General features: G+C 46.7%; 23 protein-coding genes. 11 read left to right on the top strand and 12 right to left on the bottom strand.

The features are described from left to right. Positions 1-135: 135 nt before the first annotated feature. Positions 136-1005, top strand: a complete 870-nt coding sequence (locus ACE1CM_RS00370; protein ID WP_374875423.1) for an oxygenase MpaB family protein — start codon at positions 136-138, stop codon at positions 1003-1005. Between the two features lie 263 nt (positions 1006-1268). On the opposite strand, the gene ACE1CM_RS00365 is transcribed toward ACE1CM_RS00370, so the two are convergent. Together ACE1CM_RS00365 and ACE1CM_RS00360 are read right to left on the bottom strand one after the other, a co-directional pair. Continuing rightward, positions 1269-2042, bottom strand: a complete 774-nt coding sequence (locus ACE1CM_RS00365; RefSeq protein WP_374875422.1) for an ABC transporter permease — start codon at positions 2040-2042, stop codon at positions 1269-1271. 80 nt (positions 2043-2122) lie between these two features. After that, complete coding sequence (locus ACE1CM_RS00360; protein WP_374875421.1) at positions 2123-3052, bottom strand: ABC transporter ATP-binding protein; 930 nt, start codon at positions 3050-3052, stop codon at positions 2123-2125. Between the two features lie 276 nt (positions 3053-3328). Here ACE1CM_RS00360 and ACE1CM_RS00355 point away from each other — a divergent pair, with 276 nt between their 5' ends. The 3 genes from ACE1CM_RS00355 (at position 3329) to plsY (ending at position 5961) form a co-directional block, all read left to right on the top strand. Next, positions 3329-3715 (top strand): DUF3119 family protein, encoded by a 387-nt coding sequence (locus tag ACE1CM_RS00355; protein WP_374875420.1) that lies wholly within the window; start codon positions 3329-3331, stop codon positions 3713-3715. Positions 3716-3975: 260 nt separating this feature from the next. Further along, a complete protein-coding gene (locus ACE1CM_RS00350; protein ID WP_374875419.1) occupies positions 3976-5061 on the top strand; it encodes a DUF3086 domain-containing protein in 1086 nt (361 codons plus the stop codon). Between the two features lie 243 nt (positions 5062-5304). Continuing rightward, positions 5305-5961: a glycerol-3-phosphate 1-O-acyltransferase PlsY gene (gene plsY, locus ACE1CM_RS00345; RefSeq protein ID WP_374875418.1), complete on the top strand. Its 657-nt coding sequence runs from the start codon at positions 5305-5307 to the stop codon at positions 5959-5961. A 306-nt stretch (positions 5962-6267) separates the two neighbouring features. Here the strand turns inward: plsY and ACE1CM_RS00340 are convergent, their stop codons facing one another. Next, on the bottom strand, positions 6268-6552 hold the full coding sequence (locus ACE1CM_RS00340) for a pentapeptide repeat-containing protein (RefSeq protein ID WP_374875417.1): 285 nt from the start codon (positions 6550-6552) through the stop codon (positions 6268-6270). A gap of 122 nt (positions 6553-6674) precedes the next feature. On the opposite strand from ACE1CM_RS00340, the gene ACE1CM_RS00335 reads away from it, so the two are divergent. From ACE1CM_RS00335 to ACE1CM_RS00325, 3 genes are all read left to right on the top strand, one after another. Further along, the gene (locus ACE1CM_RS00335) at positions 6675-6977 is read left to right on the top strand and encodes an RNA-binding protein (RefSeq protein WP_226591965.1); all 303 of its coding nucleotides are present in this window, start codon (positions 6675-6677) and stop codon (positions 6975-6977) included. Positions 6978-7108: 131 nt separating this feature from the next. Beyond that, positions 7109-7297 (top strand): 30S ribosomal protein S21, encoded by a 189-nt coding sequence (gene rpsU, locus ACE1CM_RS00330; protein ID WP_226591963.1) that lies wholly within the window; start codon positions 7109-7111, stop codon positions 7295-7297. A gap of 258 nt (positions 7298-7555) precedes the next feature. Continuing rightward, positions 7556-7909 carry a pentapeptide repeat-containing protein gene (locus tag ACE1CM_RS00325; RefSeq protein ID WP_226591961.1) on the top strand — a complete coding sequence of 118 codons (354 nt, stop codon included), beginning with the start codon at positions 7556-7558 and terminating at the stop codon, positions 7907-7909. Between the two features lie 545 nt (positions 7910-8454). Here the strand turns inward: ACE1CM_RS00325 and proC are convergent. From proC to ACE1CM_RS00285, 8 genes are all read right to left on the bottom strand, one after another. After that, positions 8455-9264, bottom strand: coding sequence for a pyrroline-5-carboxylate reductase (proC, locus tag ACE1CM_RS00320; protein WP_374875416.1), 810 nt, complete (start codon positions 9262-9264; stop codon positions 8455-8457). Positions 9265-9512: 248 nt separating this feature from the next. Next, complete coding sequence (locus ACE1CM_RS00315; RefSeq protein ID WP_374875415.1) at positions 9513-10130, bottom strand: cell division protein SepF; 618 nt, start codon at positions 10128-10130, stop codon at positions 9513-9515. Between the two features lie 870 nt (positions 10131-11000). Further along, positions 11001-11687: a YggS family pyridoxal phosphate-dependent enzyme gene (locus tag ACE1CM_RS00310; RefSeq protein WP_374875414.1), complete on the bottom strand. Its 687-nt coding sequence runs from the start codon at positions 11685-11687 to the stop codon at positions 11001-11003. Beyond that, entirely contained in the window at positions 11687-11950 is a 264-nt protein-coding gene (gene pipX / locus ACE1CM_RS00305; RefSeq protein ID WP_226591953.1) for a transcriptional coactivator PipX, read from the bottom strand. The genes ACE1CM_RS00310 and pipX overlap by 1 nt, the downstream gene beginning before the upstream one ends. Before the next feature lie 218 nt (positions 11951-12168). Continuing rightward, positions 12169-13680 carry an anthranilate synthase component I gene (locus ACE1CM_RS00300; protein ID WP_374875413.1) on the bottom strand — a complete coding sequence of 504 codons (1512 nt, stop codon included), beginning with the start codon at positions 13678-13680 and terminating at the stop codon, positions 12169-12171. Further along, complete coding sequence (locus tag ACE1CM_RS00295; RefSeq protein ID WP_374875412.1) at positions 13680-14645, bottom strand: energy-coupling factor transporter transmembrane component T family protein; 966 nt, start codon at positions 14643-14645, stop codon at positions 13680-13682. The genes ACE1CM_RS00300 and ACE1CM_RS00295 overlap by 1 nt, the downstream gene beginning before the upstream one ends. A gap of 85 nt (positions 14646-14730) precedes the next feature. Continuing rightward, positions 14731-16101, bottom strand: coding sequence for a ribosome biogenesis GTPase Der (gene der, locus ACE1CM_RS00290; RefSeq protein WP_374875411.1), 1371 nt, complete (start codon positions 16099-16101; stop codon positions 14731-14733). A 118-nt stretch (positions 16102-16219) separates the two neighbouring features. Continuing rightward, positions 16220-17800, bottom strand: coding sequence for a glycosyltransferase family 39 protein (locus tag ACE1CM_RS00285; protein ID WP_374875410.1), 1581 nt, complete (start codon positions 17798-17800; stop codon positions 16220-16222). Positions 17801-18066: 266 nt separating this feature from the next. Here ACE1CM_RS00285 and ACE1CM_RS00280 point away from each other — a divergent pair, with 266 nt between their 5' ends. Next, positions 18067-19611 carry a phytoene desaturase family protein gene (locus ACE1CM_RS00280; RefSeq protein WP_374875409.1) on the top strand — a complete coding sequence of 515 codons (1545 nt, stop codon included), beginning with the start codon at positions 18067-18069 and terminating at the stop codon, positions 19609-19611. Here ACE1CM_RS00280 and ACE1CM_RS00275 read toward each other — a convergent pair. Beyond that, positions 19608-20006, bottom strand: a complete 399-nt coding sequence (locus ACE1CM_RS00275) for a hypothetical protein (RefSeq protein WP_374875408.1) — start codon at positions 20004-20006, stop codon at positions 19608-19610. The two genes, ACE1CM_RS00280 and ACE1CM_RS00275, sit on opposite strands and share 4 nt — an antisense overlap. Positions 20007-20056: 50 nt before the next feature. Here ACE1CM_RS00275 and ACE1CM_RS00270 point away from each other — a divergent pair, with 50 nt between their 5' ends. From ACE1CM_RS00270 to ACE1CM_RS00260, 3 genes are all read left to right on the top strand, one after another. Then, entirely contained in the window at positions 20057-20296 is a 240-nt protein-coding gene (locus tag ACE1CM_RS00270) for a hypothetical protein (protein WP_374875407.1), read from the top strand. A 96-nt stretch (positions 20297-20392) separates the two neighbouring features. Next, positions 20393-21601: a NupC/NupG family nucleoside CNT transporter gene (locus tag ACE1CM_RS00265; protein WP_374875406.1), complete on the top strand. Its 1209-nt coding sequence runs from the start codon at positions 20393-20395 to the stop codon at positions 21599-21601. 30 nt (positions 21602-21631) lie between these two features. Beyond that, complete coding sequence (locus ACE1CM_RS00260) at positions 21632-22015, top strand: DoxX family protein (protein ID WP_374875405.1); 384 nt, start codon at positions 21632-21634, stop codon at positions 22013-22015. Positions 22016-22159 lie beyond the last annotated feature (144 nt).

Raw genomic sequence — 22159 nt, 5'->3', positions numbered from 1 at the left:
ACAAGAACAATGCAGTTTTTGCTGTTGTGGGGTGGGCGCCCATCCCACAAGCAAAATGCAGTTTTTGCTGTTGTGGGGTGGGCGTCCTCGCCCGCCCCATCTACGATCGATGCAAACAATAAACCAAACTAATTTATGAGTCGATACGAAAATCTCCGCCGCATTCAGCAACTCGATCCCCTAACGGATTGTTGTCAGATTGTGCATATATTCAGCGGTTACGAATTTCCTTGGGATATTACTCGTTCCCTAGAAATTGCCCTGTTTCGCACCTATTGCATCCCCAGTATTTCAGCATTGCTAGATAAAACCGCAGAATTTCGCCACCGCCCACAGAAACGCTACGACGATACTTCACTGATCGTCGCGGAAATTATGAAGTCGGGATATGATAGCGATCGCGGACGAGAAGCGATTCGGCGGATGAACTATATGCACGGTAAATTTAATATTTCTAACGCCGATTTCTTGTACGTGCTTTCCACATTGGTTTACGAACCCATCCGTTGGTGCGATCGCTTTGGATGGCGGCAAACTTGCGAACAAGAACGCTTAGCTAACTTTTATTTTTGGCGCGAAGTAGGAGTGAGAATGCAAATTCAAAATATCCCCGAAACCTACGCAGAATTCGAGCAATATAACCTCAACTACGAACGCGAACATTTCCACTATTCCGATACCAACCGTCGCCTCGGCGAATCGAGTCGCGACCTTTTCTTAAGTTGGTTTCCCAGCTTTCTGCGTCCGGTGCTTAAACCATCTGTTTATGCCATGCTAGATGAAAGGATGCGAGACGCTTTTGGTTTTCCCCATCCGCCGCAATTTTTAACTTGGATAGCGACAACAAGTCTAAAAATGCGCGGTCAACTGTTGCGTTTATTTCCACCCAGAAAACAGCCAAGTTTCTTAACAGATTATCCTCAGCGTTCTTATCCTAATGGATATCAGTTGACCGATTTGGGACCCCCTCATATGTTGGATGCGCTGAATCAACATCAGCAATAGACTTATTGCCAAAATCCGGCAATTATAATATCGTTGCCGGTTTTTTCTGAATGATTTAACCGCAGAGACGCAGAGGACGCAGAGGAAGAAAAGAGAGATAAATAATTAATACCGTTTTCCCTTCAATCTGTAACAGATCCCTCTAAATCCCCCTTAAAAAGGGGGACTTTAACTTTTCCGGTTCCCCCCAATGCATCGGGGGGTTAGGGGGGATCTGATCTGTAGCATCAAGGTGGGGAAATTATATAGGATGCGAACGGATTTCAATATCCTCCCAATATTCCTCGCTGCTTCGCCTCCCTTTCCGCGAAACGGAAAACCACCAAACCAATTGCAAAATAAACTACCCCATTAACGAAAGCAATTCCTAATTTAGTTAAATCCAAACTTTCACCCCGCGCCATTAAAGCACGCAACAAACCCGCACCGGGAGTTATTGGCAATAATTCTGCCAAAAACTTTAACGATCCCGTCCAAGTTTCCACGGGAGTTGCAATCAAAAACAACAGTAAAAACTGAATAATTCCCAACAGTCGCTGGATGCGCTTGAACAATAAAGCAATCGACCCCATTGTAAAAGCAATTCCATACGCACCCAGGACAACCGTCACCAGGGGGAAAAGCAACGCGGGTGGAAAATAGAGGCGACTTCCGGTCAGTCCCATAATGATTAATAGAATGCCGAAAGTGAGAATTATCTGAAACGATAAATTAGCCAACGTCCGCATCAAGAATACTTTTGTTGCACCGAAACTCGATAAAAATAACTGTTCTAAAGTCCCCGTCGATGCTTCTTGTTGCAATTCTCCAGAAATGTCCGTCAAGATGAAAATCATCAACGTCCACAAGACATAACCGATGACGATGGAATCTAAGCGATCGCCAAACTGTAAAGATGGTCCCGCAATGTATTTAGCGCTCAAAAAAAGGCCATAAAAAAAAGTTGTTGTGATGATAATTACACCAATCGATTCAAACGGATAGCGCCGAAATTGAATCCAAGCGCGCCTCAATTCAGCTAGGAATAATTCAAACATATGCTAATTGCTAATTGCTAATTGCTAATCATTGACGCTTGCTTTCATTATATCACCAATTACCAATTACCAATTACCAATTACCCATTCCCATTTTGACTCGATCGCACTAATTTTAAAAAGATTTGCGTCAAGTCTGCTTCATCTTTTTCGACGCGACGTAGGGGGATGGGTTTGAGTATTTCTAGGACTTTGTAAAGCAATTCTTGCTCGTTGATGTAAATAGTTTTTCTATCTTTTACCTCTGCACCTATTGTTTCTAATTCTGCCATGCGTTCGGGGTCGAGTAAAACTTCCGTCTCTATTTTGTAGGCATTACCGGAAAATTGCCGAATTAAGTCGCGCGTTGATGATTCGGCGACAATTTCGCCTTTTTGGATAATCGCCACTCGGTCTGAAAGTAATTCGGCAATATTTAATTGGTGCGTTGTCAGCAAAATCGCGCAACCAACGGATGCGATTTCTCTTACCAAAAATTTGACATTTTCCGTCGCTTCTACGTCGAGTCCTAACGTAGGTTCGTCTAGCAAAAGTAATTGGGGTTGGTGGACTAAAGCGACTGCGATCGCCAGCTTCTGTTGCATCCCCCGCGACAGATTCTGCACCTGAACTTTGCGTTGAGAAACTAAACCAAATCGTTCTAAAAGTATCGCCGCCCGCTGGCGTGCTTGTTTGGCTGTGAGTCCTTTTAATACACCAAAATATTCCAAATTTTCCTCTGGAGTCAAACGCCAATAAACATTGCGGTTTCCTTCTAACACAGCGCCCAACTTTTGCAGTGCTGCTGGGTTACGGTGCGGATCGCTTCCGGCAATTCTCACCATACCTGCATCCGGTTTAATCAATCCCGCCATCATTTTAATCGTCGTCGTTTTACCCGCACCGTTGGGACCAAGGAAAGCCAAAACTTCCCCAGGCGCGATGCTTAAAGAAACGCCGCGCACCGCTGACACAATTTGTTTCCCTCGGCGGTAACTCTTTCTGAGGTCGTATGCTTCTAGTGCGTTCATTGCTAATTGGTAATTGGTAATTGGTAATTGGTAATTGGTGAAATTATTTCTCTATGAGCCATTACTTAATTTACACTTGAATCACAACTTCCGGCATTCACCGACGGGTAAGCGAATTGCATTGTCACGATTTTTCCCCACCCTACCCTGTGTCACTACCCCGCAGACGCACGGGACGGCAATAATTATAGCCTTCTTTCTCCCTCCCAAGAAGCAACAAGCGCCCTCGATAGGTGACAATATAATTGGTGCGTAAGGATCGGGGAATAAACAACAGTGACTACAACGACTTATCCACAAGCAGGACAAACTGTAGAATTGGCTCCCAGTTATACGATACCCATCGTCTTAGTACTTGCCGCGATACCGCTGCTGCTGGTACAAGTATGGGTGAGTCTGGCGATCGCGCTGTTCGGACTATTCCTGTTGTTCCAAACAGCTACTATCCGCCTCAGATTTACAGAAAGCGCCTTAGATGTCTACCGTTCCGATCGATTAATCCGGCGCTTTCCCTACCAAGAATGGCAAAACTGGCGCATTTTCTGGCCTAGTGTCCCCATCTTGTTTTACTTTAAAGAAGTCAACAGCATCCACTTTCTGCCGATTGTCTTCGATCCTAAAATGCTGCAAGCCTGCCTGGAACAACGCTGTCCCAAAATTTAGCGCCGGGGAAAGAAACCTCTAAACAGAAACCCGGTTTCTAGGTCGCCCAAGCGTCCGTCCTATCAATATAATTCGCTTACGATCAAAAGTGGAGCGTATTACCCGCCCCTACGACGCGGGAACTCAAACTCCCCCATGGCGTGTCGGGTAAATTGTCCGATCCACTCCGCTCGCGGTAGGCGCGGGTTAAACTAAATAAGCATGTCTGTTTAATCCGCTCCTGCTGTTATAACTATTAGTTGTTAATTGTTAATTCTTAGATGAATTCAGACTCTTCTCAAATCCCAGCACAACCGCTAAATCCAGAAACAAAACTATCTGTTGCAGGATCTGATACCTCAGAACCTTCGGATCTCTCCAGCGCTCAAAGCGATCGCTTGTACCAACGGGTAGCCGAGTTACAGCGCATTGAACAACAACTACAACAGGAAATCGCTGCCCTACAAGCTACTAAAAAGACGCTTTTAGATCAAATTAGCTCTTCCCAAACCGCTTTGGGACGCATGGTGCAAGAAGCATTAACTGAATTAGAGCAACGCAAGCAAACGCTGCAAATTACGGTAGAACAATTAGAGCGACGCCAAGAGCGCATCCGCAATGAAATGAAAACAACTTTTGCCGGGGTGTCGCAAGATTTGGCTATTCGCGTCCAGGGTTTTAAAGATTATCTGGTAGGTAGCTTACAGGATTTAGCCGCCGCAGCCGAACAACTCGATCTGGTTCCCCAACAACTAGCATCAGAAACTGTGGTAATTAAAGAAGCTGTGCCTTCAGTTGCAGCTGCAACTCCTGCTTTTGCTGCTCAGGGTTTTCAGGAACAAGCGAACCAAATTCAAAAGCTGTTAGACCAATATCGCACCCGCCCCGATTATTATGGCCCACCTTGGCAGCTGCGCCGCACGTTTGAACCAATACACGCGGAACGCGCTGCTTACTGGTTTTTTACCCAGGGAGGTAAGGGGGCGTTGCGGTCTATGGGCAGTCGCCTGCAAAATATTCTACTGGCTTCGTCGATTATTTCAGTGTTGCGCTCGATCTACGATGACGACCTCCGTCCCCTGATTCTGGTAAACTCCCCAGAACGCTTGGGTGAATGGCGACGCGGTTTGCAAGATTGTCTCGGACTTGCTCGCGCCGATTTTAGCCCAGATCGCGGAGTCGTTTTGTTTGAAGCGCCAGAACCCCTCGCAGTCAAAGCAGACAGGTTGCTCAAAGATGGCTATATGCCCCTAGTTATCGTTGACGAAACCGAAGACCAAATTAGTCTTTCCGTGCTGCAATTCCCCTTGTGGCTCGCTTTTGCTCGCGATCCCCAATCACCCAGCTATTCCTACGATCGGTATTAATTCAAGAATTGCAGATTGCAGATTGCAGATTTTAGATTGAAAAATTCTATCTGCAATCTGCTATTTATTCGAGTAGGAAGCTAGTAATATCAAATCCGTTGCCATCAAAATTACTAACCTCTCTTCTCTTTCTCTTTCTCTGCGTCCTCTGCGCCTTTTGCGGTTTATTCATTCAGCCCCACCTTGATAACTAACCAACCTGACATGATATAAAATTTTGATCGATCTTCAATCTGCAATTCTATGCTCCTGTCTGGCTGGCTGGTTTACCTTCTGCTGTTACTCGTAGCTTATCTGCTAGGCTCTTTTCCCACTGGCTATTTAGCCGCGCGCATCCTCAAAGGAATTGATATCCGCGAGCAAGGATCTCGTTCTATTGGCGCCACCAACGTGCTGAGAACTCTGGGAAAAGGCCCAGCCATTGTGGTTTTATTCGTGGATGCGGCTAAGGGCGCTATTGCCATCTCTCTGGCTCACTTTGCTTTCTCTTTTGCCGTCGCCGGGGTTTTATCTTTACCTTGGTTAGTCGCTTTGGCAGGTCTAGCCGCTGTATTCGGTCATAGTTGGCCTATTTGGCTCAATTTTAAAGGCGGAAAATCTGTAGCAACCAGTTTGGGCATTTTACTATCTATCAGTTGGCAAGTCGGCTTGGGAAGCTTTGGTGTTTTCGCCGTCTTCCTGGCTATTTCCCGCATCGTCTCTCTCAGTTCGATCGCCGCCGCGATCTCTGTCTCCATCCTGATGTTTCTCCTGCATCAACCCCTGCCTTATCAATTGTTTGGCATCGCTGCTGGTATTTACGTCATCTGGCGCCATCGCACCAACATCGCCCGCCTTCTCGCCGGAACCGAACCCCAAATCGCTCAAAAACTACCCCCCGAACCCGAACAAACCCCTTAATTTCACCCCGGCTTCTCCCACCCCCCTCCATTCTCACTATTGTGACGGCAGAATTTTTTCCTTCTCCTCTTCCCTTTTTCGCTTTTTTTTGGTATCCTTCTCTTATAATCGAAATCTGTGCACCTTTAAAAAAAGTTAAAATATCCCCATTATAAAATAGAATACCAAAGAGGTGGCTGGCAGCGCAACCCCTTCTATATTCTTATAAATGAAAAATTTTCACCAGATAAAAACCTTGATAAGTGAAGCCGGGAGTAGGGTGGAAGGTTGAGAAGCTGCTGCACCAAAGAGGGGCGAGGGCAAAAGTTAGTCGTGAATAGTGCCATCGGGCATTTTTGTGCCCTTGAGATTGGCATCAGTCAAGTCAGCTCCCTCGAGATCGGCCCAACTGAGATCGGCTCCCCGTAAGTCAGCCCAGGTCAAGTTTGTCTGTTTCAGAACCGCCCAACGCAGATTGGCATGGCGCAGTTTAGCTCTGGTGAGGTTGGCACTACTGAGGTCTGCGTTACCCAAGCTAGCCGAGCTGAGGTCTAGACCAGGAAAATCTCTTTCTCCCGCTGCGTAAAGCATTAAGAGTTCTATCTCATCCATAATCGAAATTTAATGTCTTTACCCTAATGGTATGTTAGGATTTCAGAGTAAGGATTATTTTCGGTTTTACAAGCGTTTCTCCGAATCTAGACCTCTACACCCCCTGATTCTGGAGATATATTATGTCAATTTACGTCGGTAATTTATCATACTCAGTAACCCAGGAAGACCTGATCCAAACTTTTGCAGAATACGGAAAGGTGAAGCGCGTTCAGTTGCCTACAGACCGGGAGACGGGTCGTTTGCGGGGTTTTGCCTTTGTAGAAATGGACACAGAGGCAGAAGAAGCGGCAGCGATTGAAGCGCTTGACGGTGCTGAGTGGATGGGACGCGACCTGAAGGTAAATAAGGCTAAGCCCCGGGAAGAAAGAGGTTCTTCGGGAGGTAACTGGTCAGGCAATAATAGATCTTCTCGACGCTACTAAGCTGTGGCATTACCGATTTAACTGTTCAAGTCTTGAGGGCAGACAAGGCGTCTGCCCTTTTTTGTTAAAGGCTTGCTTGGGGTAGCTCAAGTTTGTCTAGCTATAAGTCAGTGAACTAATCAGGAGGTAGGATGACCCAAGTAATTCCCGGAGAGAATGAAGGAATTGAGTCAACGTTGCGTCGATTCAAGCGAGAAGTTTCTAAGGCGGGAATTTTCCCCGATATCAAGAAGCACCGTTTCTTTGAAACGCCGATTGAAAAACGGAAGCGTAAAGCAATGGCTAAGCACAAGCAGGGTAGGAGGCGATCGCGCTATTGATCCCCAAAACCCTAAAACGCCTATCGACACCCTGATTCTGGAAGCGCCCAAGCAAGGGGACAAAAACCGAGGTCAACTCTTTGACCTCACTGGTAAAAATTACCCGCTCTTAGTTGAAGCGTTGCAACATCTTAAGGATAGGAAGTTAATCGAAACCTACTTCGTGACTAATGGGGCAATCCCGGTACTGACGTACCGCCTGCACCCTGGTAATTGATCTTGTACGTGGCGTAGCCCTCTATATACCTCAAGGACTCTATGAACATCAAAGAACTTTTAAGCCGATACATGGCGGGGCAAAGGGACTTTAGGAATCTGAACCTAATAGCAGCAAACCTGAGGAATACGAACCTGAGTGGGGCAAATCTGAGTGGCGCAAACTTAACGAAGGCAAATCTCACCAGAACCAATTTGAGTTATGCCAATCTGACTCATGCTAATTTGACGGGGGTGAATTTAACCGAAGCAAACCTGACTCATGCCAATCTGACTGATGCTAATTTGACGAATGCAACCCTGAGTAGTGCCAACCTACGTGGGGCAATTATACCGGATGCAGTCAGGCTCAGCTTAATATCTAATAGCCCCAAAACTTCTCTGACTAAGGATTAGAGAAAATTAGGATTGGGAAGGAAGGGCGGCGTTGCCTGATAGGGGCAAGATCCAGCGACGCCCTTGTTTTTGATTTTGGATAAATTCTGCTGCGTTGCGTGACGCTCCTACACTTCTCTGCGAGTAAGTGTAGGCTGCCAAAATCACGAGGATCTTGGAACTTCCTACCCTTCGGGTTCCGCGTCAGCGGTACGCGGTACTCGGTTGCTTTCCCGCTACAGCCGTTTAGAGTCAGGTGCGCGTCCTGCCCGACTGGAACAAATACTTTTCCAGTGGAAAAGTATGTTCACCCTATGAAAGCACAAAGTTTTACGTAGACCGCGATTGTTGTCTACAACCCCATACTTTCTTGTCAAGGTACAGTGGTCTTGCCAGCATTTTCGGCTCGGCAAGATTAATGCAATTGTACCATGAGAGAGTTGCTCGTTTCGTCCCTATCCCCTTCTCTCGTGCTTTGCACATTGGTCAGGAGATGCTCGCCAGGGCTGGCGAGCATTCATCTGATCGCTCCCCTCCAGGTGAGGGAGAGGCTTCTGCTGTTTTAGCTAACTGCCAAGGGTTTTGGAGCGAATAGCAGCGGCTTTAACCGCCTCAATCAAAGCCGAACGGAAACCATAACGCTCTAACTCGGCAATTCCGGCAATAGTAGTACCGCCGGGGCTAGTGACTCGGTCTTTGAGTTCGGCGGGGTGAATTCGGGAATCTTTCAATAATTGAGCGGTACCGAATACGGTTTGCAGGGCTAATTGAGAGGCGATCGCTCTTGGCAATCCCGCCGCGACGCCCCCATCGGTGAGGGCTTCCACCACAATTGCCACGTAACCCGGCCCAGAACCCGATAAACCAGTCACTGCATCCATCAGCGCTTCGGGTACTTCCACCACTTCTCCGACGGCTTTAAACAGGTGCTGAGCCTGTTCTAGATGATGGAGTTGGACGTGCTTACCGGGAGCGATCGCCGTCATTCCCGCCCCCACAGTTGCCGGGGTATTCGGCATGGCGCGGATCGCAGGCACAGTTGGAAAAGCGGCTTCCAACTTGCTCAAGGGAACCCCCGCCAAAATCGAAATCACCAGGGACGGCATGATGGCAGTGGCTGACAACTCCGCTGCGACTGTCTCGAACACCTGGGGCTTAATCGCCAAAAACAGCACTTCCGCCGCTACTGCCCTTGCCACTTCCTGATTTTCTGCCGTCACGTAAACGCCGTACTGCTGCACCAAAAAACCGCGACGGGAGGGCTGGGGTTCGCTGACGATCACCTCTTGGGGTTGATAAATTCCCCGCATAATTAAGCGGGATAACAGAGCTTCTGCCATTACCCCGCCACCAATGATGCCTAACTTAATAGTCATTTGTTTTTTGGTAGTAACTCAAGTTGCTAGTTATAAACTTTGGTGGGAATTGGTAATAGGTAATAGGTAATTGGATTATTTGGCGGTGGACTCGTTACAATTACCCATTAGCCTCGTTTCCCGGACTTACGCTTGGGAACGCTATTCCCAGTGCAAAAGCGATGTAACTAGCAACTTGGGGTAGTAGGTAGAGTTACACCCACTACCTATTACCCATTACCCATTACCCATTACCTATTACCCACTAGCTAATTTGACTGAACCATGCGCGGTTCGGTTGCCCAAGCGGGAGTGGGCGTTGTGGCACGGGGTGCGCGCACTTGAGCTTGAGGTACTTCGTGGACGACACCAGCTTGGGTGCTGACTTGGACGCAGCTGGGCGTAAACAGGAAGATGCTCTCGCCGATACGTTCTTGATGACCGTCTAGAGCGTAGGTGCCACCAGCGATAAAGTCAACCGCGCGTTGTGCTTGGTCGGGGTCCATCATGGTCAAGTTTAATACAACTGACTTCCGTTCCCGCAAAGCTTGAATTGCCTGGGGCATTTCTTCAAAAGTGCGCGGTTCCATTACCAATACTTCCGAGATGGCGGTGGTAACTCCGGGCATTCCAATCACGTTATTCATTGTAGGGGCTGCTACTCCTGTATCTGTTACTACATTAACCCGCTCGCGCATCCGACGGCGTTGGCGGGGTTCCTCTTCAGGATTTGCTTGGGTAGTGTCTTGTTGTTGTTGTTGTTGTTGTTGCTGTTGTTGTTGATAGGGATTTTGGTAGGAGTCCCCATCGTCGTCGTAGTCATAGTCGTAATCTGCTGGCTCGTTAATGCCAACAAATTCTCTTAACTTGCTAAAAATGCCAGCCATTTTTGTTCGCGCTCCATCACTACTGGATTTAGATTTAGCTGAAAAGAAGGGACAGTTGAAGATTTTAAGTTTTTTTTCAAGTCCCTCTGACAAAATTTTGGACAAAATTTTGCGGCTTCAAACTCAAGGATGACCAGAGCGAGCCTTAATTTCAGCTTGTTGTACTTTGTACAACTTTAGGTGTATGGCACACTCGTGACGCTGTGGCGCGATCGCGAGTGGTTGAGACTTTAACCGATTAACTGAGCCAATAGTATACCTTAGACAGTTAGTTTGAATAGGCCGCGAGCTAGAATTTGGTTCAGTAAGCGGCGAGAGAGTCAGCACCTTGCTGTCCCATACGCGGGGCTTCAGGCTGCAAATCTTTAGGTAAGGGAAGGTGCTGACGCGCCATAGTCTTGAAAACGGGGAAACGAAGTTATCGGCAAGTGTTCAAGTTGCTACCAGGGGATGAGAGTGTTAGTTCCCTGCTCTAGAACTCAAAAGTTAAACAGTTTTACTCGGGGTAAGACAGTGCTTTTGAGATAGTACTGACTGATAACTTTGGCAAAGCTAACTTTCGCCCCAAATGGGTGAAAGGGGACAACCATATCCCCAGGTCGGGGCAAACATACCCCTCCACCCCGCAAGGGGACGGCAATTAAAATTGCTCGTTAAGTATTTCATCCCCCACTTAAAAGATGGGGGCTTCCATACTCCCGGAGGTTTAAGGTGAGTTTGGTACGATGCTAGCTTATCGGTGACAGGTGAGGGAAATATCGTCAGGACTTAGGCACGCGGGGCCAAAAACAAAGGTGATGCGTCAATCTTGCTTTTGGAAACCCACCATTTTTCGTATCACCTTAGTTTTTTTGCCTAAGTCCTGCTCGTTTATTTTGGTCTTTCGCCAAATAAGATGCTTCCCAAGCGAATCATTGTCGCACCCTGTGCGATCGCCAGCGGGTAATCATCCGACATCCCCATCGAGAGGTGCTGCAAGTGAATGCGCGACCAATTTTGCTGTTGGATTTCTTGGGCGAGTTGGCGGGTACGTTCAAACAAGCTGCTGATTTCTGCCGGATTCAAATCTAAGGGAGGAATCGTCATTAACCCTCGGATTTGTAGGTGCTGACATCGATCTAGTTGTGGGAGAGCGTCTGGCAATTCGGCAAGCGAAAAGCCGTACTTATTGGGATCAAGAAGCAGTTTGACTTGGAGACAAACTTGGGGGGAGAGAGACATCTGTGCCGCGATCGCATCGCATTGCTGGGCTAACTTTAAACTATCGAGCGAGTGAATCCACTGAAATAGCTCCAGCGCTTTTTTAACTTTATTGCTTTGCAGATGCCCGATCAGATGCCAGGTAATATCGGGTAAATCTAATAGCTGGGATTGTTTGGCTGCGGCTTCTTGTACGCGACTTTCGCCAAAGTCGCGTACCCCAGCTGCATAAGCTTCCCGCATGGCATCCACCGACACCTGCTTGGTGACGGCAATTAACCTCACCGATGCAGGTATCTGTTCGCGGATTGCGGCGATGCGAGAGGCTATCTTGTCGGACTCGTGGGATCGGATCATTAGAACGTGCGCTGGTGAATCACCACTAACTGATCGTACTCCTGGGATTGACCCATGCGTCGCAGTACTCGCAGGCGGTTTTCTACCAAAAAGCGGGCATCGGCGCGCCCGATGGGTTCGCAAGTGATGCCATCACCTCGAGTTGTGACTAAAAAAAACAAGCGTTGGGCATAGAGGGTGGTGAACAATTCCTTGTTCTCGTCCACTACGCAGACCCGGAAAAGCAGGCCAAAGGTAGGATGGTTCAGGTAAGTTTCGCTCATTCAGGCTAGGCGTCGGCAAATAATAGCTTAATTCCAGCAGATAATAACTTGATTCCAGCTTCAGCTTGACAAGTCAATCGTATTTGAACGAGAGAGAAAAGTTGGGATGAGATATCTGTAGCGTTTTCCCAGGAAAATAGTATAGGGTTTTACAGAATTTTTGGTAAAAATAGGGTTTCGGGTATTGTAGGTTGGGTTGAACGATAGTCAAACCCAACCTACAATTTTGTGTTTTGAGCTTGATGAATTGCTGCAAGTTGTGCCTGAGCTTTGTGAAGGGACTCGAACCATTCTTTTTCCGGATCGCTGTCGGCTACGATACCAGCCCCCACTTGACCCCAAACGATATTGTGAGTGGGTGAGGGGGAATTATTCTGGCTCGCAAATAGCAGGGTGCGAATGAATATATTTAAGTCTATGTTACCGCCCCTATCCAGATAGCCGCAGGAACCATAGAATAAATTGCGACGCACTGGTTCTAATTCTTCGATAATTTCCATACAGCGTACTTTGGGACAGCCGGTGATGGTGCCGCCGGGAAACAGGGCGCGGATCAAGTCAACGGCATCGCAATGGGACTGCAAAGTGCCGGTAATATTACTGACAAGGTGCATGACGTGGCTGTAGCGTTCGATGATGAGCAATTCATCGACGACAACCGATCCCCAGTTGCAAACTCGCCCCAAGTCATTGCGCTCTAAGTCAACGAGCATGATATGTTCGGCTCTTTCTTTGACATTGGCTAGCAACTCTTGCGCCAGGAGGGCGTCTTGCTCTGGGGTAGCGCCCCGCGATCGCGTCCCGGCGATCGGTCTTGTCTGACAGGTGCGTCCTTGCAATTGTACCAGTCGTTCTGGAGAACAACTGATGACCGCTCCCCAAGGTGTCTGCCAATAGCTGGCAAATGGAGAAGGATTGATTTGTTGCAACGAGCGATAAATTGCCCAGCTATCGGCGGTAGTGTAGGCTTCAAACCTGGCTGAAAGATTAGCCTGAAAAATATCCCCCGCTTTAATATATTTTTTTGCTTGGCGGACGGCGTCTTCGTATTCAGTTTGGGAAGTACAGAAACGGGGCAGAGGGGCAGAGGAGAGTAGGGGCAGAGAAGAATTTACCACCAAATTTTCCCTTAGTTTCCTATTACACCGTTCCAGCTGACTTTGTAGTTTATCGAGTTGTGTTTCCTCAGTTGCAGCTAGCCACAGAATTTGCTCCCAATGGTCGAGAACGGCGAAACATTCGGGTTCGTACCAGTAAGCAATTGGGAAACGTAGGGGATCGGATTTTAATTTGGGTAGCCGTTCGATTTCCCAAGCTAAATCGTAACCCAGCCAACCTAGCCAACCGCCTGTGAAGGGGAGGTTTTGAGCAGGTGAGCAGGTGTGATTTTCTGCTGCTGTGCCTTTTTGCAGTAACTGACGCAAAAAGGGGAGAATATTGCCGATGGATGGGGTCCATAGGGCTGGCGAGCCATTTAAAATTCGGGGTGTGCCAGCACAGATGGAGTATCGAGCTAATTGCAATTGGGTAGGTATTTGTGGCTCTGCTATGCTCTCACTTGCCCAGCTGCCCACTTGCTCACCTGCTGTCTTACGAAATGCTGAAGCGGAAGGGCTTTCTAGGAGGGTTGCGATCGCACCTCGAGAGAGAAAGAGGGCGGCGAATACTTGGCTTCCGGTGCGGTTTTCCAGGGGAAGCGATCGCCAATACCAAGGTTGTAACAATTCCATTACAAACTTCCGCTGCTATTACCCCAAAGTATCCTCGCTCCCCAGAATAAAGCTAATCCGGCTAAAGTGAGCCAGTCGGCTGGGTGCAGGCGCAACTGATGCCATTGGACGCGATGAGCGTCAGGACTGGTAAAACCTCTTACTTTCATAGCACTGGCTATTTGTTCGGCTCGCAGTAATAGATTTTCTAACAATCGCTCGGCTATGAGCAACCAAACTTTTATACTCCTACGCAATCCGAGTTTGTTCCAATTAATTGCTCTCGTCCACACTGAACGCGCTAGATTTTGCACTTCTTCTAATACTAGGGGAATAAACCGCAGCGATAAGGTTAAAGTGAGGGCAATTTCGGTTACAGGCCAGTTTAACCAACGCAGGGGTCCCATTAAACTTTCGATCCCCGCAGTTATTTCTTCTGGGGCTGTAGTGAGTAGGTACAGGTTGGTGCTGTAAATTAAGGTAAACAGCAAAGTACTAACGCGAATTCCCAAATCTAACGAGCGGCGAGTAATGGTAATCGGCCCCTGTTGGAATAGGATGTAGCTGTATTGTTGGGGATTGGTAATGGGTAATAGGTAATTGGTAATTTTCCCCTGCTCACCTGCACCCCTGCTCACCTGCTCCCCTGCTTTTGACTGAGTAAAGGCTATCTCATCAGATGGAAGGCGGGGTTGATAACTAACGGCGAGTCCGTCGGGAGCGATCGCGCTTAAAATAAACACCAAAAAGCTTAACGTCAGCAACCACCCCATTTGCTGCCGCCACACTCGCAGCGGAATCGCGGCGGTTAATGTAATTAAAATCAGCAATCCCGTTAAGGCGATGCGCCAGATGGGATTTGCCAATAAGGGGGCGAACAGAAAGCTCATTAACCAAGCTAGCTTGACTCGCGGATCGAGTTTGTGCAGCCAGGTTATCGGTTGTTCCAGGTACAGCCCCAACGGCAGACTTCGCAGTAAATCCATTTTTTGGTAATTGGTAATTGCTAATTGGTAATTGGTAATGGCTAATTGCTAATTGTTTTTCCCATTAGCGATTAGCCATTAGCCATTAGCCAATTTTTACGCGGGTTGCTTTGTTTCTGCTGGCGGCTTCTGCTTCTCGCACTTTTTTGCTGCGCCAGAACAATTTTATGGGCGTTCCTTGGAATCCCAATTGTTGACGAAATTGTCGTTCTATGTATCGGCGATAGTTGTCGTTAAACCGCGTGGCATCGTTAACGAATAGAACAATCGTCGGCGGTTGGGTGCTGACTTGGGTGCCGTAGTATATTTTGCCTTGACGCCCTTGGCGGCTGGTTGGGGGAGAAAGCCAACTGATGGCTTCTTCTAAGACTTGGTTGATCGTGGCGGTGGAGACGCGGCGTTTGTGTTCTGCTGCTGCTATTTCGACTAAATCGATAATATTTTCCACCCGCTGTCCGGTGAGGGCGCTGACAAAAATCATCGGTGCCCACTCAACAAAATGCAATCGGTCTTTGACTTGTTTTTCGTATTCGTAAATCGTGTACGAATCCTTTTCTACTGCATCCCATTTATTGACGACAATAATGCAAGCCCGCCCTTCTTCTTCGATGCGTCCGGCGAGTTTTTGGTCTTGATCTGTAACGCCATCGAGGGCGTCTATAACTAACAAAACTACATCTGCGCGCCGAATCGCTTTAAACGCGCGATTAACTCCAAAAAATTCCGGGCCGTACTCGACATTTTTCTTTTTCCGAATGCCTGCTGTATCGATTAAGCGGTAGGTTTTGCCGTCCCGTTCGACGAGGGTATCAATTGCATCGCGGGTTGTTCCAGAAATGGGGCTAACGATGGCGCGATTTTCGCCGACAAAGGCATTCAACAAACTGGATTTCCCGACATTGGGGCGTCCTACAATTGCTACTTTGATTTCTTCGGTTTCCTCTATTTCTCCTACTGGGGGCAAGTACTGAATCAACTGGTCTAATATGTCACCAGTACCGCTGCCGTGAATCGCGGAAACGGGGTAGGGTTCGCCGAGTCCTAATTCCCAAAATTGGGCAGCTTGGATTAAACCTTGTTCGGGGGATTCGCATTTATTGACGGCGAGGAGGACGGGGACGCTTTGAGTCCGCAACCATTCGGCGATCGCTTCGTCTGCGGGAGTTGGACCATCCTGTCCATCTACGACAAATATAGCCGCAGTGGCTTCTGCGAGGGCTGCCATTGCCTGTTCGCGGATTAAAGGTAAAAATTCGGTATCGTCGTCGAAGACTAACCCGCCGGTATCGACGACGAGGTATTCGCGATCGCACCAATATGCGCGACGGTACGTGCGATCGCGCGTCACCCCCGGTTCATCGTGTACGATTGCATCTTGTACCCCTGCCAAGCGATTGACAAAGGTAGATTTACCCACATTCGGGCGTCCGATAATAGCGACAATAGGTAGAGACATAATTTTTTTACTGAGTCCTGAGTAATGGGTATACAGCGACTCAGGCTTGCTTGCGGTTACCTCAGTCCTGTTTGACTTCAATTATTTTAGCGACAATTGGAAGCAACCGAGGATTTTTTTATAACTTAATAGTAGCTTTCTTATTTGTTAATTGCCAGATCCAGGGTGTGCGGACGGGTTTTAAATTGTATTCTGTAGCAAGCCCAGCCATTAAACTGGGGGAAGGCTGGTATAAAAATATCTCGCTGAAGCCATTTGGAATCTTTGGAATATTTGGCTCTACAACTAACTGAAATTGCACTTTTTTTTCTAGCTGATGGCTAAGAGATAATACGTTCACAACCCAAGTGTCGCTGACTACTAAAGGTTGTTCTACCTGGTTAATAATAGTAGCGATTTCGATGTTAATGTTGTTGTACACCTTAATCCACCATACCTGGGAGCGAAGATAACTCATACAAGAAAGAAGACCGATACAGATGATTCCGACTGTTACGGCTGTCCAAACTTTTTTTTGACGTAATCCGGCAGATAAATTAGCTAATTTTGTTCCGAGTAGATACCCAACGGTTAGCTGAATTCCTAAGTAACTAGGTATGAGATAGCGAGCGTTAATTCCTCGCTGTCCTCCCCAAATTAAATCTGGTAAAGTTAAAGCGATCGCGGGGGTAAAAATTAAAGTTATGACAAATAGCCAAACCCTTTTTGAGCTGGTTTTAACCATGAAGTAAATCCCAGATCCTACTAAAATTAATAAAGCCAAGGCCATCATCCCCGCTGGAATTAAATAAACTAATGAACTTTTAACTTTTAAGTTGAAATCAAAGAAGAATAAGGTTAAACGATGAAGCCATTGAAGCGAATATTCTGCTAGGGGAAGTCTTTGAGTTCTGAAGTTACCTGCTTGAGCTTCGATTTCGGGGACTTTGGTAAGGACTAAGTACAGCCAAGGAAGGAAAAGCAAATAGCCCAATCCCGATGAAATTAAATAAGCCTTTAATCTTTTATCCCCTTGAAAGCGAGGGCTGATTGCAATATAAATTACCTGTCCGGCATGAACTAAAATAGATAGAAGAAAGGTATACAAACTCAGGATAACGCTTAAAGTATAAACCATCCAACTTGTCTGGGTTTGAAGTCGTAACGCTCGCAAGCAGGAAGCACAAGACATCAATATTGTTACCGTCCATAAACTATAGGGTCTAGCTTCTTGTCCGTACACTAGATGAAACGGAGAAACGGCTAGCAAAATTACAGTCATTGCTCCAACAATTGGGGATTGAAATAATTCCAAACACAGCCAATAAATCCCGGGAAAAATCAGTAAGCTAATCAGTACTGATAAACTCCGAATTATATAGACAGAACTCCCCATCCATTCTACCCAATATCGCGCGATCGCAAAGTAAAGTGGGCTATGTTGGGGTTCGATAGTTGCCAAACCTTCAATCGTATCTATTATAGTTTTTCCAGCTCCGGGTTTGGGATACTGGTATTTTTGTAAGTCTTCCATCCCCACGATGCGACCATCGGCAATTTGATTGATAACTTCTGCTGGTGTGTAACCAGAAAGTTGTAGCGAAGTAAAAGTTTCGTCGTTCCAGTAAGCTTTTTGATCGAGATTTATAAAACGTAAAACTATGGCGATGATTAAAAAAATTACTACCAAACAGCCTAACTGCTTTGACTGCTGAAACATAATTAATAAATGGTTTGGAGTTTAAGTTATTTAAAACTGTCTCTATTAACGCCAGTTGCTAGTTATCGGCGTTGCCAGCTTGCTAATTGCTAATTGCTAATTTATGATTTTTACCAATCGATCCATTAGCCATTAGCCATTAGCCGCTCACCAGAGAGATAACTAGCAATTTGAGTTATTATAATTTTAAATTTCCATTTAGTCAAGGATTTTTTGGTTTAAAATTATAGTGAATAAAGCATAAGCGTTTGCGGGGGAAAAGAACTATGAAAAATTCAGTCGATATTCTGATTATCGGTGTTGGACACAATGGATTAGTGGCGGCGTTGCTACTAGCGCGTCATGGACTTGACGTGCTAGTCGTGGAAGAAAAAAATGTCATCGGCGGCGCTTGTCGGACTGAAAAGCCTTTTGAAACCGCACCTAACCTCGCCACTTCGACGGGTGCTTATTTGCTGGGTTTAATGCCGCCGGAATTAATCAAAATTTTGGAAATTGACATTCCTCTGATTCGCCGCGATCCGCATTATTTCCTACCAACGACAGATGAGCGATATCTGCTGTTTGGTTCTAATCGACAATCAATGCAACAGCAGTTTATTTCGTTCTTTTCAGAAGCGGATTGGAAAGCTAACGAGGCGTTACAAAATGAACTGGAACAATTGCGAGAAGATATTGCGCCGACTTGGTTAGAATCACCGCTTTCAATTGAGGAAACGGCCCAAAAGTACGTGCGTCCGACGTTGCGGCAAATTTTTATTAATCTCTGTCGCAATTCCGTGGGTGAATATCTCAATCGCTTTGATTTTAAAAGCGATTTAGTCAAGGCAATGTACGCCGTTACCGATGGATTTTCTGGACTTTACGGCACTTGGGATACTCCCGGTACTGGCATGAATTTTCTGATTCACAATATGTGTCGCTTACCGGGTAGCGATGGCACTTGGATGATTGTAAAAGGCGGGATGGGAACGGTTACCAGTCGCCTCGCCGATGCTGCTAGAAAAGCAGGAGCAAAAATAGAAACCGGATGCGGTGTCAGTCAAATTATCGTCGAGCAAAATATCGCCAAAGGAGTTACTTTAAAATCCGGAACGGAAATTAGGGCAAAAGCGATTGTTGCGAATGCCGATCCGTTTCGGATGCGCGAATTAGTCGGAAGGGAAAATTTTCCAGCAGACTACAATACACGTCTGGATAGTTATAAAAAAGATGGCTCGACTTTTAAGGTAAATTTATGTTTAAAAGGCTTGCCAAAATTCACCTGTTTGCCACAAGATTTGGGGCATTACGGGACGACGATTCACTTGCTACCAGATGAAGCAGAGGTAATGTCTGCAATCCGCAGTAGTTTTGCCGATGTACAGGCGGGGAAGTTACCAGAATTTCCGGCAATTGAGTGGTATATTCACACTCCGGTCGATCCGTCTTTACAAGATGCAGAAGGACATCACAATTCGGCTTTATTTGTGCAATGGGTTCCCTACGAGTTGGCGGGAACGAATTGGGAGGCGGAAGAAGAACGCTATATTAAACATTTGTTGGGAATATGCGATCGCTTCGCCCCCAATACCTCACAAATCCTCCAAGAAGTCTTCGCCTTACATCCCCAAAAATTAGAGGAACACTTCGGTTTAACGCGGGGACATATCCACCACGTGGATAACTGTTTCGGTTTTGCCGATAGATTGCCTTATACTACCCCGATTCCAGGACTTTATTCTGCTAGTGCAGGTTGTCATCCAGCAGGTTCAGTTATTGGTGCTGCGGGACACAATGCAGCGATGCAGGTAATTAAAGATATGAGTTAACGGCGGGAGATGGGTAGGGAGATTCCCAGTACAATTCCTAATGCGATCGCCACTGGCAATTGTTGCGGCGACACCATAAAAAGTGCGGCAATTCCTACCAGCGATCCGCCGAAAAATCCCCACCCAACTCGCCTTTTTATCTCGCTTTTTTGTAGCGCGGGTTTTTCTTCGAGTGCTTTTAAAGTAAGATCGGCGCTATCTAGTTCTCGCAGCAGTGCCAAAATGTCTTTACCCGTTTCGCGCTCAATGCGGGAAATTGCTTCTCGATCGGCTTTAATGGGAGACACTGATAGTCTGAGCAAAGCGTCTTTCAGCGGACGAACTTCCCCCTTGCCCGATTTCGTGGCAGGATTGAGAGGGTTGGTTTGATTCTCGATTGAGTCGTTGTTGTTCATTGTCAGTTGCGGAATTCCTTTTTCAACGCCTATAGAAAGGTGGTGGTGGTATGACAGATGTAGTAACATCCTTAAAATCAGTTCAATTTGTAGTCGATGCTAAGGTGAAACGGACAGGTGCTTTGTTGAGTATAGCGGTTTGGGAAGCGTTGCTAGATGGGATTGAAAATCAACAAGATGCAGCAATTATTCAACAAGCGATCGCAAAGTTGAAAGCTGCGGGAGAGCGAAGAGAAAAAGCTGGATGGTTGGTATGGGAAGGGGTGAAAGATGACTGGGATAAAGACTGACAGCGTCCGCCATATGATTATGAAGATTGGACAGATTTGTTGACAGAGGTAGAGTAAGGTTAATTTATTCCACTACCACTACCTGTAGGAAAATTAATGGATCGCTTCATTTCAGCCTTGGGATTATTATGTTTCTTAGGAATATCCTACGCTTTTTCCGTCAATCGCAAAGCGGTGCGCTGGCAACCCGTGCTGTGGGGAGTTGCCTTGCAGATCGTTTTGGCACTTTTGATTCTGCGAACAGCGTTTGGATACGCCATCTTTAAGTTTTTGGGCGATGTGGTAAGTCAGTTTCTCAACTTCTCCGACGCGGGAGCAAAGTTTGTATTTGGGGATAATTTTGAAGAACACTTTCTCGCTTTTAAAGTTCTGCCCACGATTATCTTTTTCTCTTCTTTTATTACCATTCTATACCACTATGGTATTTTACAGCGAGTCGTGGAGTGGGTGGCGTGGTTGATGATGAAAACGATGAAAACATCGGGGGCAGAATCGCTTTCTTGTGCGGCTAATATTTTTGTCGGACAAACCGAAGCGCCGCTGCTAATTAAACCCTACGTTCCCACAATGACGCAATCGGAATTGCACGCAGTCATGACGGGAGGATTTGCCACAATTGCCGGTGGAGTGATGGCGGCTTATATTTCTTTTGGCATATCGCCAACGCACTTAATTGCTGCTTCGGTGATGTCTGCCCCCGCTGCTTTGGCAATCTCGAAATTGCTGTATCCAGAAACAGAATCATCCGATACCGCCGGGACGGTAAAATTAAAAGTTGAGCGGATTTATGATAACGGAATCGATGCCGCCGCCGCCGGAGCAAGCGATGGCATGAAATTAGTATTGAATGTGGCAGCAATGCTGATTGCGTTTTTAGGATTGCTGGCGATGTTTAATGCCTTCCTCGGTTGGATTGGGACGCAAATTGGTTTACCCCAGTTGTCGTTAGAGGGGATTTTTTCGGTTATACTCGCCCCCGTTGCTTGGTTGATGGGCGTACCTTGGTCTGAGTGCGGGCAAGTGGGGATATTGTTGGGAAAAAAGACAATTTTGAACGAATTTATTGCCTATCTGGATTTGAAAAAATTAATTGAAACCAAGGCAATTTCAGAACGAACAATTATTATTGCAACCTACGCTTTGTGCGGTTTTTCTAATATTGGTTCGATTGGAATTCAACTCGGCGGGATTGGCGCGATCGCACCAAGTCGCCAAAAAGACTTAGCCCGTCTCGGTGTACGGGCGATGATCGCCGGATCCCTGGCGTGTTTCATGACAGCTGCGATCGCCGGAATGCTGCTATAACCAAAAACAGGGCGCTAGTAGGTATTAACCATGCAGAAGTACATCCCACTCGTCGCACGAGCTTTTCTAACCGCGATTTTCCTCTATTCCGCCTTTGGCAAAATTACCGGCTTTAGCGGTACGCAAAAGTATATGGCTGCCGGTGGCATCCCAGCTGGGTTAACTGGCATATTGCTAGTGGGTGCGATTGTTTGCGAACTGTTTGGCGGATTCTCGGTATTGCTGGGTTACAAAGCGCGTTGGGGTGCGATCGCTCTGATTATCTTCTTAATTCCAGCCACCCTGATCTTCCATACCAATTTTGCCGAACGAATGCAAGTAATTCAGTTCATGAAAAACTTAGGGCTTTTGGGTGGATTGCTGATGGTGTATTCTTTTGGTTCAGGGCCACTCAGTTTGGATAAACAACAGTAATTGAGCAGGTGTGCAGGTGGGCAGGTGGGATCTTGAGCAGGAATAGTGAGAGAAACTCGCTCAAAGATTATCGTTCTAACAAGCTTGAGCAAGTTAAATATAGCGGATTGCAGCCGTATAAGGTACGGCTGAGTTTGTGTAGCG

Source organism: Microseira sp. BLCC-F43 (assembly GCF_041929235.1).
Taxonomy (GTDB): Bacteria; Cyanobacteriota; Cyanobacteriia; order Cyanobacteriales; family Aerosakkonemataceae; genus Microseira.
The sequence above is the reverse complement of the archived record's forward strand: the minus strand, read 5'-3'. Positions and strand labels throughout refer to the sequence as shown.

Bases quoted from the DNA above. Each gene is read 5' to 3' on its own strand.
- der (WP_374875411.1), bottom strand. From the start codon at position 16,101: ATGTCTCTACCTATTGTCGCTATTATCGGACGCCCGAATGTGGGTAAA.
- ACE1CM_RS00285 (WP_374875410.1), bottom strand. From the start codon at position 17,800: ATGTTTCAGCAGTCAAAGCAGTTAGGCTGTTTGGTAGTAATTTTTTTA.
- ACE1CM_RS00315 (WP_374875415.1), bottom strand. From the start codon at position 10,130: ATGGCTGGCATTTTTAGCAAGTTAAGAGAATTTGTTGGCATTAACGAG.
- ACE1CM_RS00365 (WP_374875422.1), bottom strand. From the start codon at position 2,042: ATGTTTGAATTATTCCTAGCTGAATTGAGGCGCGCTTGGATTCAATTT.
- rpsU (WP_226591963.1), top strand. From the start codon at position 7,109: ATGACCCAAGTAATTCCCGGAGAGAATGAAGGAATTGAGTCAACGTTG.
- ACE1CM_RS00310 (WP_374875414.1), bottom strand. From the start codon at position 11,687: ATGATCCGATCCCACGAGTCCGACAAGATAGCCTCTCGCATCGCCGCA.
- plsY (WP_374875418.1), top strand. From the start codon at position 5,305: ATGCTCCTGTCTGGCTGGCTGGTTTACCTTCTGCTGTTACTCGTAGCT.
- ACE1CM_RS00370 (WP_374875423.1), top strand. From the start codon at position 136: ATGAGTCGATACGAAAATCTCCGCCGCATTCAGCAACTCGATCCCCTA.
- ACE1CM_RS00325 (WP_226591961.1), top strand. From the start codon at position 7,556: ATGAACATCAAAGAACTTTTAAGCCGATACATGGCGGGGCAAAGGGAC.
- ACE1CM_RS00300 (WP_374875413.1), bottom strand. From the start codon at position 13,680: ATGGAATTGTTACAACCTTGGTATTGGCGATCGCTTCCCCTGGAAAAC.
- ACE1CM_RS00360 (WP_374875421.1), bottom strand. From the start codon at position 3,052: ATGAACGCACTAGAAGCATACGACCTCAGAAAGAGTTACCGCCGAGGG.
- ACE1CM_RS00335 (WP_226591965.1), top strand. From the start codon at position 6,675: ATGTCAATTTACGTCGGTAATTTATCATACTCAGTAACCCAGGAAGAC.
- ACE1CM_RS00350 (WP_374875419.1), top strand. From the start codon at position 3,976: ATGAATTCAGACTCTTCTCAAATCCCAGCACAACCGCTAAATCCAGAA.
- ACE1CM_RS00295 (WP_374875412.1), bottom strand. From the start codon at position 14,645: ATGGATTTACTGCGAAGTCTGCCGTTGGGGCTGTACCTGGAACAACCG.
- ACE1CM_RS00270 (WP_374875407.1), top strand. From the start codon at position 20,057: ATGACAGATGTAGTAACATCCTTAAAATCAGTTCAATTTGTAGTCGAT.
- ACE1CM_RS00340 (WP_374875417.1), bottom strand. From the start codon at position 6,552: ATGGATGAGATAGAACTCTTAATGCTTTACGCAGCGGGAGAAAGAGAT.
- proC (WP_374875416.1), bottom strand. From the start codon at position 9,264: ATGACTATTAAGTTAGGCATCATTGGTGGCGGGGTAATGGCAGAAGCT.
- pipX (WP_226591953.1), bottom strand. From the start codon at position 11,950: ATGAGCGAAACTTACCTGAACCATCCTACCTTTGGCCTGCTTTTCCGG.
- ACE1CM_RS00260 (WP_374875405.1), top strand. From the start codon at position 21,632: ATGCAGAAGTACATCCCACTCGTCGCACGAGCTTTTCTAACCGCGATT.
- ACE1CM_RS00280 (WP_374875409.1), top strand. From the start codon at position 18,067: ATGAAAAATTCAGTCGATATTCTGATTATCGGTGTTGGACACAATGGA.
- ACE1CM_RS00265 (WP_374875406.1), top strand. From the start codon at position 20,393: ATGGATCGCTTCATTTCAGCCTTGGGATTATTATGTTTCTTAGGAATA.
- ACE1CM_RS00275 (WP_374875408.1), bottom strand. From the start codon at position 20,006: ATGAACAACAACGACTCAATCGAGAATCAAACCAACCCTCTCAATCCT.